This is a genomic window from Methyloceanibacter sp. (genome assembly GCF_058506495.1).
Genome location: NZ_JBZMXT010000170.1, coordinates 1 through 2,439, shown reverse-complemented (window position 1 = coordinate 2,439; position 2,439 = coordinate 1). Strand labels below are relative to the sequence as shown.

The window sequence follows — 2,439 nt, the reverse complement described above, 5'->3', positions numbered from 1 at the left end:
CAGAAAGAACTATTCGGCCGCCAAGTTCGAACGCTCAGCCATGGGTGCATCCGCGTGCATCAACCCGCGCAGTTTGCCGCCGTCTTGCTCGCGGAGGATAAGGGGTGGTCCATGGGGTCGGTGCAAGACGTGCTGGCGCGCTCCCAGGGACAAACAAAGGTCATCGCGCTCAGACGGAAAATCCCGGTCCACCTCACCTACAACACGCTCGTCGCGGACGGCTTCGGCTCGGTACGTGAGTTCGGAGACGTCTACGGCATCGACAATCAGATGGCGGCCAAGCTGTTCAAGAATCCGGCCTACTTCAACGTGCCGTTCTCCGGCGCCGAATTCGCAGAAACGACGCCTACTCGACGGTATTCGGAGCCCCGCCGACGGCGCGGCGGCCCCACCACCGTTGACGATTTCCTGTCAGGGCTTCTTGGCAACTAGCTGTGGGCGCGGCGCCAGGGGCCTAGACCTTCTCGATGGCGCCGAGAATATCGCGCGCGAAAGCCGTGAGAGACGGATCTCTTGCGCCCATCACAAGCACGACGTCCCCTTCGCGTGCCTCGCGCGCAATCGCTTCGATCAGCTGCTCTCGTGACGGTACGAAGAACGCTTGCGTTTCCTTTGCGGCGATCTCGTTCACGATATCGGCGGCAGAGAAGTCACGCGTCGCCGTGCCGCCAGCGTAGAAGACTTCAAGCATGAAGAGCTTGTCGTCCTCGGCAAGCTCACGCGAAAACGTCTTGACGAAGTCATCCCAGAGAAACCGCGTAGGCCCGTAGCCGTGCGGCTGATAAATCGCGAGCACGCGCTGCCCCCTCAGCTTCGCTGTGCGAATCGCGGCTGATATTTTCTCCGCATTGTGCGCGAAGTCGTCGACGACTTCGATTCCCGACGCACGGCCAATGGTCTGAAACCGCCGCCCAATGCCAGAGTAGCCCGCAAGCGGTTTCGCCATGCCTTCCAATGGCAGACCGGCGGCACAGCACGCGGCAATGGCCGCGAGCGCATTGGTCACGTTGTGGAGGCCGGGCACAGGAATGGCAAAGGCGACGTCGTCCACCTCGAAGCGCGTCCCGCTCGCATCGTGTTCCACATTGACCGCGCGAATATCGGCGCGCTCGCTGAGGCCGAAGCGTATTGCTGCGCCGGCGAACGGATCCAGATTGGGGTCATCGCCCACCACGAGGGTTTCCCGTGTCCTGGCGCGCAGCGTGGCGAACATGGCGGCCACTTCGTCGACCTCCTTGTGGTCGCGCTGGAGGTTAAGGATAACGCCAATCGCAGGCGCGTATCGCACCAAGGAGCCGTCGCTTTCGTCCGCTTCAACAACAAGGAGGTCCGATGTGCCGGCAAACGCGTTGCCGATGAGGCCTTCCGCCTGAAGTATGGGCAGTTCGCCTCCTGTTATGACGGACGGATCGACGCCGAGCCCGCGCAGAATCTCAAAGGTCATGCCTGTCACGGTCGACTTTCCACTTGTGCCCGTCACAGCAATCGAGCGGAAAGCGCCTACAAAATGCGCGAGCATCTCAGATCGATGGACGATTGGTACGCCGCGCGCTTTCGCCGTGGCAAAGTCGGGGACCGTCTCCTCAACGGCTGTCGATACGACAAGCGCCGCGCAATCGTCCCCAATGCCGCTGCCATCCTGGTCGAACACCTGTATACCGAGCGCTTCGAACTGCGCGCGGACGCTAGCGCGCTCGCCATGATCGAAGGCCCGGTCGCTGCCGCTGACGCGTCCACCCTTCATCGCTTGAAACTGAGCAATGGCGCTCATACCCGAGCCGCCCAGTCCCGCATAGTGAAAACGCCCAGAAGAAACGGCGGGGATGTCGCGGTCGTCGGGCGGGGCGATGAGGACGAGGTCCCCTTCCTGGGCTGTGTCAAAAAGGGTGGCGATGTCCTCGTTGAGCATACGCACGCACCCGCACGATGCGGGACGCCCGATCAACGCCTCATGGTTGGAGCCATGAAAGTAGATGTACCGCTCAAGGGAGTCGCAGCCAGGCCCTCGATTGATACCTTCTTCGAGGCCATCTAGCGTCAGGATACGTGTCAGAATCAGGTCCGCGTCGCGGGCGTCTCCTCTCCACACGTCGCCGGTCGGCTCCCGTGAGGAAAAGACAGTCCCCTGATCCGCGCCCGCGCCGATTTTTCGATCGATGCGATGCCAGCCGGGCGGAGTCTTGAACGAGTTCTCCTCTCCTCCGATCCCGTTGCGCGCGGTTGAGACGGGCCATGACTGGACCGCTGAACCATTGTCAACCAACGTCGCCGTTTGCCGTTCGACATCGACAATGAAGATCCGGCCGGGCAGGGCTTTCGGAGTGCCCGCGCGGGTCCGGGCGGCCTCGATAAGCGCAAGCGCGCGGGTGGTTATGGCTGATAGCGGCTGCGTCACGCGGCGCACTCTGCCACAAGGACATCGTGCCGTGTTACCCCTTT

The 2,439-nt window shown here is 62.3% G+C and carries 1 protein-coding gene and 1 pseudogene; one reads left to right on the top strand and one right to left on the bottom strand.

Going from position 1 to position 2,439, the window contains the following annotated elements:
- Window positions 1-432 (top strand): annotated as a pseudogene (locus AC33YF_RS13695) (hypothetical protein); the annotation flags it as partial.
- A gap of 22 nt (window positions 433-454) precedes the next feature.
- Here AC33YF_RS13695 and AC33YF_RS13690 read toward each other — a convergent pair.
- Window positions 455-2,395, bottom strand: coding sequence for a L,D-transpeptidase family protein (locus AC33YF_RS13690; protein ID WP_491777769.1), 1,941 nt, complete (start codon window positions 2,393-2,395; stop codon window positions 455-457).
- Window positions 2,396-2,439: the final 44 nt, after the last annotated feature.